14 protein-coding genes, 1 tRNA gene and 1 pseudogene are annotated in these 14,132 nt (G+C 71.0%); 7 read left to right on the top strand and 9 right to left on the bottom strand.

Going from position 1 to position 14,132, the window contains the following annotated elements:
- The first annotated feature begins 69 nt into the window (after positions 1 to 69).
- The 3 genes from ACWC5O_RS06645 to ACWC5O_RS06635 are packed head-to-tail and all read left to right on the top strand — an operon-like array spanning position 70 to position 1,724.
- Positions 70 to 921 (top strand): ABC transporter permease, encoded by an 852-nt coding sequence (locus ACWC5O_RS06645; protein WP_450580733.1) that lies wholly within the window; start codon positions 70 to 72, stop codon positions 919 to 921.
- A gap of 14 nt (positions 922 to 935) precedes the next feature.
- Positions 936 to 1,520: an ArsR/SmtB family transcription factor gene (locus ACWC5O_RS06640; RefSeq protein WP_450580382.1), complete on the top strand. Its 585-nt coding sequence runs from the start codon at positions 936 to 938 to the stop codon at positions 1,518 to 1,520.
- A 21-nt stretch (positions 1,521 to 1,541) separates the two neighbouring features.
- On the top strand, positions 1,542 to 1,724 hold the full coding sequence (locus ACWC5O_RS06635) for a hypothetical protein (RefSeq protein WP_450580381.1): 183 nt from the start codon (positions 1,542 to 1,544) through the stop codon (positions 1,722 to 1,724).
- 57 nt (positions 1,725 to 1,781) lie between these two features.
- On the opposite strand, the gene ACWC5O_RS06630 is transcribed toward ACWC5O_RS06635, so the two are convergent.
- From ACWC5O_RS06630 to ACWC5O_RS06610, 5 genes are all read right to left on the bottom strand, one after another.
- A complete protein-coding gene (locus ACWC5O_RS06630) occupies positions 1,782 to 2,573 on the bottom strand; it encodes a S16 family serine protease (protein WP_450580380.1) in 792 nt (263 codons plus the stop codon).
- 522 nt (positions 2,574 to 3,095) lie between these two features.
- The gene (locus tag ACWC5O_RS06625; RefSeq protein WP_450580379.1) at positions 3,096 to 3,737 is read right to left on the bottom strand and encodes an IclR family transcriptional regulator; all 642 of its coding nucleotides are present in this window, start codon (positions 3,735 to 3,737) and stop codon (positions 3,096 to 3,098) included.
- A gap of 300 nt (positions 3,738 to 4,037) precedes the next feature.
- Positions 4,038 to 5,837 (bottom strand): DEAD/DEAH box helicase, encoded by a 1,800-nt coding sequence (locus ACWC5O_RS06620; RefSeq protein ID WP_450580378.1) that lies wholly within the window; start codon positions 5,835 to 5,837, stop codon positions 4,038 to 4,040.
- A gap of 56 nt (positions 5,838 to 5,893) precedes the next feature.
- Positions 5,894 to 6,157: a hypothetical protein gene (locus ACWC5O_RS06615; protein WP_450580732.1), complete on the bottom strand. Its 264-nt coding sequence runs from the start codon at positions 6,155 to 6,157 to the stop codon at positions 5,894 to 5,896.
- Between the two features lie 222 nt (positions 6,158 to 6,379).
- The gene (locus ACWC5O_RS06610) at positions 6,380 to 7,804 is read right to left on the bottom strand and encodes an MFS transporter (RefSeq protein ID WP_450580377.1); all 1,425 of its coding nucleotides are present in this window, start codon (positions 7,802 to 7,804) and stop codon (positions 6,380 to 6,382) included.
- Positions 7,805 to 8,005: 201 nt separating this feature from the next.
- On the opposite strand from ACWC5O_RS06610, the gene ACWC5O_RS06605 reads away from it, so the two are divergent.
- Positions 8,006 to 8,077, top strand: a tRNA-Cys gene (locus tag ACWC5O_RS06605).
- Positions 8,078 to 8,236: 159 nt separating this feature from the next.
- Here ACWC5O_RS06605 and ACWC5O_RS06600 read toward each other — a convergent pair.
- Entirely contained in the window at positions 8,237 to 9,295 is a 1,059-nt protein-coding gene (locus ACWC5O_RS06600; protein WP_450580376.1) for a GlxA family transcriptional regulator, read from the bottom strand.
- A gap of 133 nt (positions 9,296 to 9,428) precedes the next feature.
- On the opposite strand from ACWC5O_RS06600, the gene ACWC5O_RS06595 reads away from it, so the two are divergent.
- Together ACWC5O_RS06595 and ACWC5O_RS06590 are read left to right on the top strand one after the other, a co-directional pair.
- Positions 9,429 to 10,385, top strand: coding sequence for a proline dehydrogenase family protein (locus tag ACWC5O_RS06595; RefSeq protein ID WP_450580375.1), 957 nt, complete (start codon positions 9,429 to 9,431; stop codon positions 10,383 to 10,385).
- A gap of 9 nt (positions 10,386 to 10,394) precedes the next feature.
- The gene (locus tag ACWC5O_RS06590; protein ID WP_450580731.1) at positions 10,395 to 10,721 is read left to right on the top strand and encodes a transposase family protein; all 327 of its coding nucleotides are present in this window, start codon (positions 10,395 to 10,397) and stop codon (positions 10,719 to 10,721) included.
- Between the two features lie 210 nt (positions 10,722 to 10,931).
- On the opposite strand, the gene ACWC5O_RS06585 is transcribed toward ACWC5O_RS06590, so the two are convergent.
- Both ACWC5O_RS06585 and ACWC5O_RS06580 read right to left on the bottom strand, forming a co-directional pair.
- Complete coding sequence (locus ACWC5O_RS06585; RefSeq protein ID WP_450580374.1) at positions 10,932 to 12,125, bottom strand: M20 metallopeptidase family protein; 1,194 nt, start codon at positions 12,123 to 12,125, stop codon at positions 10,932 to 10,934.
- Between the two features lie 75 nt (positions 12,126 to 12,200).
- Positions 12,201 to 12,296 (bottom strand): annotated as a pseudogene (locus tag ACWC5O_RS06580) (IS5/IS1182 family transposase); the annotation flags it as partial.
- Between the two features lie 185 nt (positions 12,297 to 12,481).
- Between ACWC5O_RS06580 and ACWC5O_RS06575 the strand changes: the two are divergent.
- On the top strand, positions 12,482 to 12,868 hold the full coding sequence (locus ACWC5O_RS06575) for a hypothetical protein (RefSeq protein WP_450580373.1): 387 nt from the start codon (positions 12,482 to 12,484) through the stop codon (positions 12,866 to 12,868).
- Positions 12,869 to 12,924: 56 nt separating this feature from the next.
- On the opposite strand, the gene ACWC5O_RS06570 is transcribed toward ACWC5O_RS06575, so the two are convergent.
- On the bottom strand, positions 12,925 to 14,085 hold the full coding sequence (locus tag ACWC5O_RS06570) for an SUKH-4 family immunity protein (protein ID WP_450580372.1): 1,161 nt from the start codon (positions 14,083 to 14,085) through the stop codon (positions 12,925 to 12,927).
- Between the last annotated feature and the right edge of the window lie 47 nt (positions 14,086 to 14,132).

Raw genomic sequence — 14,132 nt, 5'->3', positions numbered from 1 at the left:
AGCAGGCACGAGACCGGATCCACCCTTCGTGACCAGGGCGAGCACGAGGCCGGGGCCACACCTCGCGCCGTGGGCAAGCACCAGGCCAGGTCCGCCCTCCGCAACGCGGGCGCCGCAGGGCAGGAGCCCCCGCCGCCCCGGCCGGCCCCGTCCACGCGTCGCCTGACCTGGCGGCGGCTGACCCTGCTGCCCGCGTTCCTGGTCGCCCTGCTTCTCGGCACCTGGCTGTGGTTCCGTCAGGCCGACCTCGACCCCGTCTCCGCGAGCGCGCTGTCCGGCGGGCAGGTCTCCGGGGCGCTGTGGCAGCACGTGCGGCTGACGGCGCTCTCGACCTTGCTCGTACTGGTCGTCGCGATCCCGCTGGGCGTCCTGCTGACCCGCCGGGCGTTCCGGAGGGTCACCCCGCTGGCGATGACGGTCGCCGGCCTGGGCCGGGCGACCCCGGCGATCGGCCTGCTCGCGCTGCTGGTGATCGCGCTCGGCTCGGGCACGAGGGCCGTCCTGGCCGGCATCGCCGTCTACGCCGTCCTGCCCGTCCTCGCCCACACCGTCGCGGGCCTGAAGGCCAACGACCCCGCCCTGCTGGAGGCGGCCCGCGGCATCGGCATGTCCCCGCTCGGCGTCCTCACCCGCATCGAACTCCCCCTCGCCGCCCCGCTGATCCTCGCGGGCGTCCGTACGGCCCTGGTCCTCAATGTCGGTACGGCCACCCTGGCGGCCTTCGGCGGAGGCGGCGGCCTGGGCGTGCTGATCACCACGGGCATCGCCGACCACCGGATGCCGGTGCTGGTGCTCGGCTCGATCCTCACCCTCGCCCTCGCCCTGCTGGTCGACTGGCTGGCCTCGCTGGCGGAGGCACTGCTGCGGCCGTACGGACTGGATTCGATGCAAAGAAGTCCTTGCAAAGGACTCTTTGCATAGCTATCTTTGTACGCATGACGGAGCACGAGGAACGGAAACAGCGCCGGCTGGACCCCCGCTCGCTGCGGGGGCTCGCCCACCCGCTGCGGATGCAGCTGCTGGACACGCTGCGCCAGCGCGGACCCGCCACCGCCTCCCAACTGGCTGAGCGGCTCGGTGAGTCCAGCGGCGCGACCAGCTACCACCTGCGCCAGCTCGCCGCCCACGGCTTCGTCGAGGACGCCCCCGAGCACGGCAAGGGCCGGGAACGCTGGTGGCAGGCCGTGGACCAGGGACTGGTCTTCGACAGCGCCGACTTCGAGGGCGCGGGACCGGAAGTGCGCGGGTTGGCAGAGGCCTTCCTGCACGAGATGGCCGGAACCCACGCCCGCGAGCTGTCCGCCTGGCTCAGCACCCGGGACCAGTGGTCCGCGGACTGGTCCCGCGGCTCCGACATGAGCGACGCGACGCTACGGCTCACACCCGAGCTGGCCGCCGAACTCGTCGAGAAGATGCACGCCCTGGTCGACGAGTACCGGGGCCGTGTCACCGGCACGGACACCCCCGGATCCGAGCAAGTACGCATCCACACGCACCTGTTCCCCATCGAAACCGACTGAGACGAACTGAGAGGCCCCGCCATGCAGCTCACCACCCAGCTCGCCCAGCACCACGTCGCCGACCTGAACGCCGAGGCCGCCGCGCACCGGCTCGCCACCGAGGCGAAGCCCCCGGTCGAACTGCGCACCCGCCTCGGCTTGACCCTCGTCGAGGTCGGCCTGCGGCTCGCCGCCGCCCCCAAGCCGGCTCCCGCCGTCGCCTAGCAGCCCGGGACTCACCCAGAAGCTCTCGGCACGTCACCCAGCAGCCCGGGACATCGCCTAACAGCTCGGAACCGAGCCCTTCCCCTTCTCCAGCGCCACCAGAGAGTCCACCGCGCCCTTGAGCGTGGTCACCGGGACCAGCCGCAGCCCCTTGGGCAGCTCGGCCTTGGCGTCGCCGCACTCGGCCTTCGGCACCAGGAACACGGTGGCCCCGTCCCGCCGGGCGGCCTGCGTCTTCAGGGCCACCCCGCCGACCGCGCCGACCTTCCCGGCGGCGTCGATCGTCCCCGTACCGGCGATGGTGCGGCCACCCGTGAGGTCGCCGCCGCTGCCGTCGCCGTCCAGCTTGTCGATGATCCCCAGGGTGAACAGCAGCCCCGCGCTGGGCCCGCCCACGTCGGCGAGCTTCAGGTCGACCTTGACCTTGTCGGCGCTCAGGTCCAGGTACTTCAGCGCCGCCTGGGTCGCCGCGTCCTGGGACTGCTGCATCTGCTCCGCGTTGTGCTTCTCGATCTCCTTGACGCTGTTGCCGCTCGGGTAGACCGAGTCGCGGGGCATCACGGCCCGGTCCGTGCGGAACCAGTTGCCGATCACGTCCTTGAGGGACACCCGGGCGTCCGGGCCGGTCGCCTCGATGGTCGTCATCCGCAGCTGCCCGCCGGTCGTCAGGGTGGGCGCACCGGAGACGGTGATCACCGGGGTGCCCTGGTTCTTCCCGAGCACGTTCGCCGTCATCCCGGGCTGCGCCACCGAGAACGGCAGCGGCGCGAAGACCGCCGTGGCGAGCAGGGCCACGACAGGCAGGGCGCAGACGGCGACGGCCTGGGAACGCGTGAGACGTGAGAGCACGGAATCAATCTACGTGACGGCCACCCGCCTCCCCCGGTCTCCTATGCGGCGTACAGGTCCCGGCGCTCCCGGGTGAACCGGCGCAGCGCGTCCGGAAGCGGCTCGACGCCGATCCCGGGCGTGGTCGGCACCGGGAGGTGGCCGTGCCTCCGGGACGGCTTCCCCGAGTACGACGAAGATCCCGGTACCGAGAGTCGCCCCCACGCTGAGCAGCGTGAGCTGGGCGACTCCCATGGTCCGCCTGAGCGGACTGGCAGCGGCCTCACCTACGAGCGTGCCGACGCTTGCCGCCGCGTGAGCCTGCTCTTCCCTGTCCGTCCCTCGGCTCGTGGCCGAGTCCCGACTCTCTCCACAGTCCCGCTCCCTCCGCATGGGGCTTGTCTGGCCTTGATGATGCGGAGGGGGGTTCGGCAGGGGGTGTGGGGAACGGCCAAAGGTCGAGCGGACGGATTGGAGCGACGACCAAAGCCACGTAGCCGCAAAGCCACGTAGCCGCCGTAGCCGCCGGCAGGCGTGTCTCGCTCAGCGCAACGCTTCGGCGACTTCCCTCGCCGCGTCGACCACCCGCGGCCCCACCCTCTCCGGGACGGAGTCCGCGAGCATCACCACGCCCACGCTGCCCTCGACACCCGTCACGCCGATGAGCGGCGCGGCGGCCCCGCTGGCCCCCGCCTCCAGCTCCCCGTGCGTCAGCGTGTACCCGGGATCGGCGGACGGCGACTGCCGCGCGGCGAGAATCGCCCTGCCCGCGGCACCCCGGTCCAGCGGATGCCGGAAACCGGCGCGGTAGGCCACGTGATAGTCCGTCCACGACGGCTCGACCACGGCGACGGCCAGTGCCTCCGTCCCGTCCACCAGCGTCAGGTGCGCCGTCGCCCCGATGTCCTCGGCGAGCGAGCGCAGCGCGGGCAGCGCGGCCTCCCGTACCAGCGGATGCACCTGTCGGCCGAGCCGCAGCACCCCGAGCCCGACCCTGGCTCGGCCGCCCAGATCACGGCGTACGAGCGCGTGCTGCTCCAGCGTGGCGAGCAACCGGTACACCACGGTCCGGTTCACGCCCAGTTTGTTGGAAAGCTCGGTGACGGTCAGGCCATGGTCCGTGTCGGCCAGCAACTTGAGGACACGCAGTCCCCGGTCGAGCGTCTGGGAGGTCTCCGCGGTCACGACGCCCACTCCTTCGGCGGTGAGGTCGGCAACCTCTGGGCGGCAGATGCGTCACCGAGTCCCGCCGGCGACGCGCTTCAGAGGCCGCCGATCGGCAGGACGGCCCGGCGGCTCCGGACCATGTCGCTTCACGGCTGCGCTCCGCGGCGGCGCTGCCACGGGGCGTGTGCGTAGCGGGACAGTAGCGAAGCCGGTTCGCTGAGCGGAAGCCTCCGTCCAGAATCCGGGCAAGGGCGGGGACGGACTGCCAGCATTCGTCCGCATACACACGCGGACGTGATACACACGCGGACGTGATGGTCACCGCATGCGGGTGGCCCACTCCTGGACCTTGGCGATGCGCTGCCGCAGCTGTCCCGCGGTCGCCTCGGCGCTCGGCGGCCCCCCGCACACCCGTCGCAGCTCGGTGTGGATGACCCCGTGCGGCTTGCCGCTCTGGTGGACGTACGCGCTGACCATCGTGTTGAGCTGCTTGCGCAGCTCCATCATCTCCTTGTGGCTGACCACCGGCCGCCGCTCGGCGGGCAGTTCGAGCAGGTCGGCCTCGGAGTCCGGCTTCTTGCGGCTGTGCGCGATCTGCCGGGCCTGCCGCTTCTGCAGCAGCAACTGCACCTGCTCGGGCTCCAGCAGCCCGGGGATGCCGAGGTAGTCCTGCTCCTCCTCGCTCCCGGGGTGGGCCTGCATCCCGAACTCGGCGCCGTCGTACAGCACCCGGTCGAAGACTGCGTCGGACTCCAGCGCCTCGAAGGGCAGCATGTCCTGCTCGCCGGTGTCCTCGTCCTGCTGCTTGTTCGCCTCGTCCATCTCCTTCTCGGACTCGGCGTACGGGTCCTCCTCGCCCTCCTTCTTCGGCTTGTCGAGGGCGTGGTCCCGTTCCTTCTCCATCTCGTTGGCGAAGGTCAGCAGGTCGGGCACGGTCGGCAGGAACACGGACGCCGTCTCGCCGCGCCGCCGGGACCGCACGAAACGCCCGACGGCCTGCGCGAAGAACAGCGGAGTCGAGATGGTGGTGGCGTACACCCCGACCGCGAGCCGAGGCACGTCGACGCCCTCGGACACCATCCGCACCGCGACCATCCAGCGGTCGTTGTTGCCGCTGAACTCGTCGATCCTCTTCGAGGCGCCGGCGTCGTCGGACAGCACCAGAGTCGCCTTGGTCCCGGTGATCTCCCGGATCAGCTTGGCGTACGCACGCGCCGAGTCCTGGTCGGAGGCGATGACCAGCGCACCCGCGTCCGGGATGGCCTTCCTGACCTCGGTCAGCCGCTGGTCGGCGGCGCGCAGCACGCTCGGCATCCAGTCGCCGCGCGGATCGAGCGCGGTGCGCCAGGCCTGGCTGATCGCGTCCTTGGTCATCGGCTCACCGAGCCGGGCGGCGATCTCGTCGCCCGCCTTCGTGCGCCAGCGCATGTTGCCGCTGTAGCTGAGGAAGATCACCGGCCGGACGACATGGTCGGCGAGAGCGTTTCCGTACCCGTAGGTGTAGTCGGCGGCGGACCGCCGGATCCCGTCCGTCCCCTCCTCGTACGTCACGAAGGGGATGGGGTTGGTGTCGGACCGGAACGGCGTACCGGTCAGCGCGAGCCGGCGGGTCGCGGGCTCGAACGCCTCCAGACACGCCTCGCCCCAGGACTTGGAGTCACCGGCGTGGTGGATCTCGTCGAGGATCACGAGCGTCTTGCGCTGCTCGACGCGGTTGCGGTGCAGCATCGGACGCACGCCCACACCGGCGTACGTGACGGCGACCCCGTCGTAGTCCTTGCCGAGCGGACCCGCGCTGTACTCGGGGTCGAGCTTGATCCCTATCCGCGCCGCGGCCTCGGCCCACTGCTTCTTCAGGTGCTCGGTCGGCGCGACCACGGTCACCTGCTGCACGACGTGGTGGTGCAGCAGCCACGAGGCGAGGGTCAGCGCGAAGGTCGTCTTGCCGGCGCCGGGCGTCGCGACGGCGAGGAAGTCACGCGGCTGCTCCTGGATGTACTTCTCCATCGCCCCCTGCTGCCAGGCGCGCAGCTTGCTGGCGGTACCCCAGGGCGCGCGGCCCGGGAAGGCGGGCGAGAGGTGGTGGGAGTGTGTCGAGGAAGCGGCGGTGGTAGTCACGGTCTCCGTGGTTGGGGGGGTAGGGCGGCTCGGCTACGTATGACAACCGGGCCACCCTACCGGCGCCCCAACCCCGTCAACGCCCGGACGAGGCCGGGTCGCCCGTGGGTGGGACCCACGTCACAACTGCCGCAGCCGCCCCGTGATCCGCGGGATGTCACTGAGGTTGCCGAGGCCACGTCGATGACCAGGTCGTATGCGACGTCCTGGTCGACGTCGGTGAGATCGACCCCGTTGCGGGCGAGGAAGGTGGCCGTGGCCGGCCAGGCGGTGCGCTTGTTGCCGTCGGCCAAGGCGTGGTTGGCGGCGAGGGCGTGCAGCAGGGCGGCGGCCTGCTCGTACGTCCTCGTCCGGATACCGGCGTACGCCCTAAAGCACCACCTCCTGGGTACGGCGCCCGGACACGTCCGGGAGGTCCCCGGACACGTCCGGGAGGTCGTCCGGCTCCTGCCGGGTGACGGGGACGAGGGAGAAGGTCAGTTCGTACACGCGGGAAGGCCAGGGCCCGGCCGCCAAGGCCCGGCAATCGATTTGCCGCAGGCTCACCGTTCCCGCAGCCGCGTCGTCACCCACGCCCCCACCAGTGCCACCCCCGCCATCGGCAGGAACACGGCGGCGAAGGCGGCGGGGCGGGTGGTGTCGGCCGTCGTGGCCGTGGTGCCGCCGCCCAGGGCGGCGAAGGCTGCGCCGGTCGCCGCCAGGAGGACCACGTTGGAGAGGGCGTCGGAGATCTGCAGGGCGGCGGAGTTGGTGCCGGCCTCCTCGGGGGCGGACAGCTTGAGCAGGAGCACACTGGCGGAGGCGATCACCAGCCCCATGCCGAAGCAGCCGAAGGCCCATGCGACGGCGACGGCCCAGACGGGCACGGCCTGCACGAGCACACTCGGCGCGGTGACGATCGCGGCGGCGACCAGCACCATGCCGGCCGTCATCAGCCGCTCCCGGTACGGCTCCATGCGCGGCCGGGACTGCACCCATGAGCCCAGCGCCCAGGTCACCCCGCCCGCGGCCAGCGAGAACCCGGCCAGCGTCGGCGACAGTCCCCGCTGGGTGACCAGCATCAGCGGCACGAAGGACTCCGCGGCGATGAAGGACCCGGCGGCGACCCCGCGCAGCAGTACGACGCTGGGCAGCCCGCGGGCAGCGCGGTAGGTGCCGGACGGCAGCAGGCCGAGGACGGCGGGCACGAGCAGGGCGGCTCCGGCGAGGCCGGGGAGCAGGGAGAGCCAGCGCAGGTCCTGGGCGGCGTACTGGAGGAGTCCCGCGCCGAGGGAGATGGCGAGGGCGAGCCGGATACGGCGCCGGTCGAAGGAGCCGGGGTCCTCGCTGCCGGACACCGGCCCCGACGCCCGCCGCCGTATCTGCGGCAGCGCGAGCGCGAGCGGAAAGACGACCAGCACCGAAATGCCCAGGAAGACCCACCGCCAGCCGAGGTGCTCCGTCACGGCGCCCGAGGCGAGGGGGCCGACGATGGACGGTACGACCCACCCGGCGGCGAAGGCCGCCATGATCGCGGGCCGCAGCCGCTCGGGGTAGGCGCGGCCGACGACGACGTACAGCGCGACGATGACCAGCCCGCCGCCGAAGCCCTGTAAGGCCCGGCCCAGGATGAACACCCACATGCTCTGCGCGGTCCCGGCGACGACGAGCCCCGCGGCGAAGGCCGCGATCCCCGTGGTCAGCGCCCCGAGCGGTCCCTTCCGATCGGACCACTGCCCGGCGAGCACCATCCCGAACAGGCTGGTCGTGAAGTACCCCGAGAAGGCGAACGCGTACAGCGCCACGCCGTCCAGCTCCCGCGCCGCGACGGGCATCGCCGTCCCTACGGCGGTCGCCTCGAAGGCGATGAGCAGCACGACGGACACGATCCCGACACTGAGCGCCCGGTAGGCCCGGCTCAGCACACCGCCGTCTGTGTCGGCGGCATCATCCACAACAGCGGTGTCAGGGGACTCGAGGGCACTCATGCTCGCCAGAGTAAGGCCCACAACAGCATGTGACCCCTGTCGGTGGTCCCACCCCACCTGCGACCTTGGACGTACGCCCGCCGTTTCATGAACGCGGTGTGGCAGTCCTGTTGCAGCGCCGGCGTCTGCCTTGAACGGCCCCTCGGCCCCGCCCTACGGTCGATGCACCGAGTTCGGACCCGCCGACGAGGCGACCGACACGGCCGTGTGCCCGAGTGGTTCAGGGGCCCGCCTGCAAAGCGGGTTACGCGGGTTCGATTCCCGCCACGGCCTCTGGCGCCTGACCAGGCAAAACGGGAGGGGCGGCGCCCCGGAGGGCGCCGCCCCTCTGCTCGTCCGTCTCAGTTTCCGTCTCAGTCGACAGCAAGCCTCTATCTGTGTGGTCCGGGCTCCGCTTGCCGACCTGGTTCTGTTCACAAAGCCGGACAGTGATCAGTCAGCAGCTCGGGGGGTGCCACTCTGATGCGCTGTTCGATGTTCACGAGGACCGACAGCACTGCGCGGCGCTTGTGGGGCTGTGGGGGGTGCGGATCGTCGGCTGGTGGGCAGGGCTCTGAACGCGCGCCGGTATGCCTGGGGCGTCGTGCCGAGGTGTCGGGCGAAGTGGTGGCGGAGGTTGTCGACGGTACCGAAGCCCGTGCGGTGGGCGATCGCGGTTACTGGGGCGTCCGTGGTCTCCAGGTGGTGCTGCGCGAGCAGGACCCGCTGTCCGGTCAGCCATTGCAGCGGTGTGGTCCCGGTCTCCTGCCTGAAGCGTCGGGCGAAGGTCCGTGGGGAGAGGTGGGCACGATGAGCCATTGCGTCGACGGTCAGGTCCTGGTCGAGGTTGGCTTCCACCCAGGCCAGGACAGGGGCGAGAGACCCGGTCCCCTCCCGGGGGAGCGGGCGTTGGCGGTACTGGTGCTGGCCGCCGTCGCGGTGCGGGGGTGTGACCATGCGGCGGGCGATCGCGTTGGCGACGGCGCTGCCGTGCTCCTTGCGGATGAGGTGGAGGCAGGTGTCGACGCCGGCAGCGGTGCCAGCGCCGGTGATGACCGGGTCCTCGTCGACGTAGAGCACGTCCGACTCGACGTGGGCGCGCGGGTGGCGGCGGGCGAGTTCGTCGGTGTAGCGCCAGTGGGTGGTGCAACGTCGCTCGTCGAGCAGCCCGGCCTCGCCCAGGAGGAAGGCCCCCGTGCAGATGCTCAGGACACGAGCGCCACGCTTCACAGCGGCCCGCAGTTCCTCGGTCAGGCGGTCCGGCTGGCGCACGCACGGGTCGTAGGCCGGAACGCAGATGAGGTCCGCCGAGGCCAGCCGCTCCAGGCCGTGACGGGTCCGCACCTCGAAGCCGTGGCGGGTCGGCACACTGTCGCCGGTGGCCGAGACAAGAGCGAAGTCGTACACGGGCAGCGCGTCGTCGCTGCGGTCAATCCCGAAGACCTCGCAGAACACGCCCAGCTCGAAGACGTGGGCACCCTGGAGAGCCAGGACGGCGACGTCGTGAAGCATCGGTTCCCGATCTCCTCTTACGACGGTGGCAGGAACTTCAGCCTACCTGTCGTTTCTGCCACTCGCGGGTGGCAGCAGCTGCCTGGAAAGCTCGCAGGCGTTCATCCATCCCGCGAACAGCTAGGCACAGCGCATGACCACGCAGACCCCTGCCGCAAACGCCGCCCTCTCGTCACAGGCTGCCCAAGTCCTGCGTGGGCTCGCGCTCGACGAGGAGCTGAAGTGGCGCATCCCAGGTGACCCGGTCCTGGGCCCTCTGGCCCGCAAGGCTGCGCGGCGGTACGTGGCCGGTGAAACCCTTCCCGACGCCCTGGACCGGGCGCAGCAGGTCCTGGCCGTCGGCCACCGCGTGAACGTCGAGTACATGGGCGAGAGCTGCCGCGACCCGCAGCGAGCCACGGAAGAAACCGACACCTTCCTCTCCGCGGCCCGGCTGCTGCCACCCGGGTGCTCGATCTCCCTCGACCTGTCTCACATCGGCCTCGCCGTCGACGCCGAGCTTGCCCTTGCCAACGCCTCCCGCATCGCCCGAGCCACCGCCGACACCGGGCGGGAGATGGTGATCTCGGCTGAAGGCTCCGACCGTACCGACGAGGTGCTTGCCCTGCACCGCAAGCTGTGCAAGCAGTTCGACCATGTGGGCATCACCGTCCAGGCACGCCTGTATCGCACCGCAGACGACCTGCCGGAGCTGCTTTCCCGTCCCGGCCGCATCCGCCTGGTCAAGGGCGCCTTCCTCGAACCTGAGGCCATCGCCCACCGGCGCGAGGCCCCGGCCCTGACCGCCGCCTATCTTGCGTACGCGAAACAGCTGGCCGACTCGGGCCATCTGTGCTCCTTCGCCACCCACGACTGGGATCTGATCAACCGTATTGACCAGCACCTCGGCGGGAAGGGCCACGATTCCGCCCCTTGGGAGTTCGAGACCCTCCTCGGCCTCGGGCCCGACCGCCTGACCGCCATGGCCGAGCGCGGCCACCCCACCCGGGAGTACATCGTCTTCGGCACGGAATGGTGGCTCTACGTCTGCAACCGCATCGCCGAAGACCCCCAGCGACTGCTCCAAGCCCTCGTCGACGCGGCCGCATGACCAGACCACCTGATCCGGTCCCACGTCATCACGCCTCAGCACGCTGCCCTGCGAAGCACCAGCTACCCGACGGCCGAGCCGATCCACCGCAACGACGGACCCGGCCGAGCCAGGGCCTGCCCGTCGTGCGGGGTATTCGCGACCCGGGTGAAGGGCACCGCCGTCACCCGGCCCCGCGACCTTCCCTACGGCGAGAGGGATCTGCAGTTCCGCTGGCACGAGCGCCGCTGGTGGTGCCGCGAGCCACTGTGGCCAAGGAAGTCGTTCACCGAGCAGCTTCCGCAGATACCGGCGCGCGCCCGCCTCACCACCCGGCTGCGGCAAGCGGCCGGGTGACGCGTGTGCGACGCCGGCTCCACGGTGCTCCAGGCGGCCCGCGACCTGCGACTGTCCTGGCCGGTGGTGATGAACGCCTTCCGCACCGCCGCCACCGAGGTCACCGCCGCCCCTCTGCTTGGTACCGGCGGAGAGCGCCAACGGTTCGTGGAACATGCAATGGCGGCTCAAGTGTGCCTGCGGAACCGACGAGAGGGCAGAGGCCGCGGTTCACGAAAGGGCGCTGATTCGGCTTGACAGGAACCCGGCCATCGACCGCACGCCGACCCCGATGGCATGTTCGTCCGCGGCGAAATCCGGGCTATGCGGTATCCCATTGTGGCCGGCATCCGGGTTGGCGACGCCGAGGATGAACATCGCTCCCGGCACGCGCTGCAGGAACAGCGCGAAGTCCTCGCCGTTGAAGGGAAAGGCCGCATGCTGCACCGTGACCGCATGGGCGCCGAGCACACCACGCAGATGTGCGGCCGCCGCCGCGCTGAGCTCGGGAGAGCAGACCATGGCGGGGAAGGGCTCCCCTTCAAAGGTGATCCGGGCGTCCGGCAGCGAATCCACCGCGCTCTGCAACTCGTTCCTGATCTCGGCGTACCGGCTGTCGGGCCAGGCGCGCAGCCAGGCCCGCACCTCCGCGCCCTCATCGGTCGTGGTCAGTTGGGATTGCACGAAGACGAAGCGCGCCAACGGACCGGCCGGCGTCTGCAGGTCGTCGAGTAGTTGCTGGAACTCTCCGAGTGACTGTGGATAGCGGATCGTGGAGAACTCATTGATCAGGTCGGCCAGCCGCCGCCCATCGTCGTTGGCCGAGGCTCCCGACAGCTCGATCCGGAGTTGATCCTGCCCCGGCAGCCCCGTGCTCGGCATGACCGCGAACGTGCCAACCGGCAGCGGACCGCAGTGCAGCGCGTAGATCTCTTGCGGCGCGGTCCGCTCAAGCACGCCGTCCTTAAGCATGGCGCGGGCCCCGGTCAGGGTCTCCTCGGCGGGCTGGAACAGGAATACCAGCCGGCCGATCAGCCGCTCCCGCAGTCGTGCGAGAACCTCGGCGATCCCCACCCCGATCGCCGTGTGCAAATCGTGGCCGCACAGATGGGCCGCGCCGGTGACCTGTGACGCGAAGTCACCTGCGCACCGTTCGTCATCGTCGACGGCGTCCATGTCGGCCCGGTAGGCGACCGTTGGCCCCGGGCCTGCACCATCGAGCACGGCCACCACGCCGTGGCCGCCCACGCCGGTCGTGACGGCCAGACCTGCGGTGCGGAGCCGCTCGGCAACGAGAGCCGAGGTCCGTCGCTCGCCGCCGGCCAGTTCGGGATATTGGTGGAGTGCGCGGCGCAGCGCAACCAGCTCACCGTCTATCTGGGCTGCGATCTCATCGATCGCAGATTGGTCCAGCTCAGAGGGCATGCGCCAGAGGCTACCGGAGCCTCGGTTCGACGTGACCTTGATGGTGAAATCGGGCGCGCTGAGCCGTTCTCACCCTCAGGCCGTTGCGAGCTGAAGTACGAGGACCGCCTTCACGATGTCGGTGATGCGGCCGGTGCTGCAGCGCAGCTTCTGTAGCAGGCGCCAGCCCTGCGGCGAGGATGCCGGGCCGAATCGGGCCCATTGGGCAGGGGAGCCCGCAGACGGTAGAGGACACGCGGCGGAACGTCCGTAACCGCTGGGGACACCTCGGACGGCCTGTCACCGGCACCACCAGTCGACCGCGCCTCGGCAGCAGCGTCCTGCGGACGGCTCCGTACCCGGGGAGCCGGCGGCGGGTGCTCGCTGATCCCGTGATCGACGGGCTGCCCTCGCGGGAGTGGACCACCACGGTGACGGTCGACAGCGACGGCCGGGTGACCGATGTCGCGGGGCATGTGGGCGTGCCCCGGCGGCTTCCGGCCGTCCCGCTGCGCAGCGCGGACGAGGTGCTGACCTCGTCCGGGGGCCAGATCACCGGGCCGGGGTCCGCCTCGGAGGAGCCTGGGACACGGACCCGCCATGTGACGATTCGCTCGGTGCGGTTGGTGCTGGCCTTCGAGCCCTGCCCGAGGAAAGGGGCTCGGCTCGCGCCCACGTGGGAGTTCATCGCGCGGGATGACATGGGCGAGCGCAGTTGGGCCAGCAGGCGGGAGAGTGCCGCAGAGCCCGAGAACGACTGCTGATCGCCCGCGACCGCCCCTGGCCGCTCCGGTTGTCGCCCCTCACCAGAGCGCGTGCCTCACAGCACCCCGCCCGCCTCGTCCTGGAACAGTTCCGTCCAGTAGTGCCAATCGGTGTGCGGGGACCGGGCCGTGGGGTCTATCGAGGCCAGGGTCTGGATCATCGCCGCGGCCAGTTGGTCGTAGGCGTCCGTCGTCAGTTCGTTGCCCAGGTGTTCGTCGATGGTGCGCTCGTGGTGCAGGAGCCAGAGGGTGAAGGCCAGGGTGGAGACGTCGGTGTTCAGGGGGTAGAGCGTGGCCTCCGGCTCGCTGAAGGTGAGGATCGCGCCCGTTCTGCCGTCGATCACCAGGCTGTTGTCCTCGACCAGGCAGCCGAGGCGGATCAGGTGGTCGGAGTGGGCGGGGAGGTCCTCCAGGGGGTATTCGCCGGCGCGCTCTCCGGTGAAGTACTCGGTGAGGGTGGGCAGCGGGACGTCCGTGTCGGCGTGGAAGAGGACCGCCGCCTCCGGCAGGCCCGTCTCGCGCAGGAAACGGCGGGTCGGCTCGTGCGTGAGCGTGGCGGGGAAGTCCACCTCCTCGAAGCGGGCCACCCGGCCGGGGCCGAACTCCTGGTCCAGAACGCGGGCGGGTACGTCCAGGGTGAGGCCGGACCGCGTGCCGGGGCCGGCGATGAGGGCGAGCGGGCGGATCAGGGCCGCCGCCTTCCAGTACGGCGGGACCTCGCCGTCCGTGCCCTCGTCGAAGAGCGCGAGGAGGTGGCGGGAGGCCTCGGTCACCGTCGTGGGGCCGTACTGACCCGACAGGGAGGAGAACCGGCCTCGCAGGCCCGCGAGTTCCTCCGTGACGGCGGCGAAGCGCAGGAGAGTGGCCAGGGAAGGCGCGAAGGGGCGGGGGTCGGACGGGGCGAAGAGGTAGGCCGTCGTGATCTCGCCCGTGTCACCGTCGAGCAGGATCGACTCGCGCTCCATGCCGGCGGGGTTGAGGAGTTCGCCTATCACCAGGCGGCCGCGCAGCTCCTCCGCCAGGTGGAAGGGGCCGTCCGTGGCGTCGCCGAGGGTGCGCAGGCCGTGCGTGCGGAGCGGGGAGAACGTCAACAGGTCGGTGTCCGTGGGCAGTCCGGGGCCCGTGAGCAGGCCGCGCGTCGGCGCGTGCGTGACGTACCGGTCCAGCTCCGCCTCGGTCAGCGTGATCGCCGGCACCCCGGCATCGGTCGTGCTCATCGCTCCCCCGCGATCTTCCTCGGTGCGTCGGTCCCTGGGCTGGGCAA

Source organism: Streptomyces sp. NPDC001450 (genome assembly GCF_053597295.1).
Note: the sequence above shows the minus strand (reverse complement) of the source record. Positions and strands in the feature narration are given on the sequence as shown.

Bases quoted from the DNA above. Each gene is read 5' to 3' on its own strand.
- ACWC5O_RS06640 (WP_450580382.1), top strand. From the start codon at position 936: ATGACGGAGCACGAGGAACGGAAACAGCGCCGGCTGGACCCCCGCTCG.
- ACWC5O_RS06635 (WP_450580381.1), top strand. From the start codon at position 1,542: ATGCAGCTCACCACCCAGCTCGCCCAGCACCACGTCGCCGACCTGAAC.
- ACWC5O_RS06610 (WP_450580377.1), bottom strand. From the start codon at position 7,804: ATGAGTGCCCTCGAGTCCCCTGACACCGCTGTTGTGGATGATGCCGCC.
- ACWC5O_RS06600 (WP_450580376.1), bottom strand. From the start codon at position 9,295: ATGCTTCACGACGTCGCCGTCCTGGCTCTCCAGGGTGCCCACGTCTTC.
- ACWC5O_RS06595 (WP_450580375.1), top strand. From the start codon at position 9,429: ATGACCACGCAGACCCCTGCCGCAAACGCCGCCCTCTCGTCACAGGCT.
- ACWC5O_RS06585 (WP_450580374.1), bottom strand. From the start codon at position 12,125: ATGCCCTCTGAGCTGGACCAATCTGCGATCGATGAGATCGCAGCCCAG.
- ACWC5O_RS06570 (WP_450580372.1), bottom strand. From the start codon at position 14,085: ATGAGCACGACCGATGCCGGGGTGCCGGCGATCACGCTGACCGAGGCG.